General features: G+C 35.0%; 1 protein-coding gene. It reads left to right on the top strand.

The genetic code is table 11. The annotated features are described in order from the left end of the window. Positions 1 to 89 precede the first annotated feature (89 nt). A partial coding sequence (locus EO766_RS18235; RefSeq protein WP_218332179.1) for an IS1595 family transposase occupies positions 90 to 974 on the top strand: 885 nt, incomplete at its 3' end.

Genomic DNA, 974 nt, shown 5'->3' with positions numbered 1-974 from the left:
TATAGGATTAGGTAGAACATTTACAAATAAGAGATAGGGGGGTGAAATAACTAAATAAATTAGTAAATTGAGGTCTAAAATATTTAGTTATGTTCAAAGGGGTTAATGCAATTGAGTTTGGCAAACGGTTCAAAACAAATGAAGATTGCTACAATTATCTGTTGGAGATCAAATGGGGCAAGCAGTATCAATGTAGTAAATGTGGATGCGATCAGAGTTATAAAGGCCGTACATATTACTATCGTCGTTGCCGCAGTTGTGGCTACGATGAAAGTGTTACAGCTAACACTGTTTTTCATGGAATAAAGATGCCGATACTGAAAGCCTTTCACATGGTATTCAGATTAACAGCGAAGAAAAAAGGGATGTCGACGATAGAACTGGGCAATGAGGTTGGTGTACAACAAAAAACGGCATGGTTATTTAAAAGGAAGCTACAGGCAGTAATGAAGAAGGATAAAGAAGATAAATTGAAAGGTGATGTTGAAGTAGACGAAACCCTTATTGGCGGCTATTCTACCGACAAAGGGAGAAGTACCAAAACGAAAGATGCAATGTTTGTGGCAGTTGAGATATTAGCTGATGGTCGAACAGGGAATATTGCATTACAGCCAATAGAAAGTTTTAAATCCGAAGAATTGAAGTATGCGATAAAAGATAATGTATCATCGGAAGCCCAAATAAAAACAGATGCTTATCATTCGTATAAAAAATTAGCTAAACAAATGAAAAATATTAGCATCGAATATTCTAAAAAAGGAACTGCGATGGAAGAACTGCACAAACAGATTATGCAGTTCAAAAATTGGCTGAGAGGAACACATCATCAATGTTCGAGTGAATATTTGTTTGCTTATAGTGATGAATATGAATATCGATTTAATAAAAGGAATATGCGTAAGTGGCTATTTAATGATGTAGTGGAAAGATTGATGAATCAAATTCCACATCCTTACAATTATCTAAAATCCCTT

Origin of the sequence: Hydrotalea sp. AMD (assembly GCF_004100315.1) — a bacterium.
In the GTDB taxonomy this organism is placed as follows: Bacteria; Bacteroidota; Bacteroidia; order Chitinophagales; family Chitinophagaceae; genus Hydrotalea; species Hydrotalea flava.
This window is presented reverse-complemented; position numbering and strand designations above follow the sequence as displayed.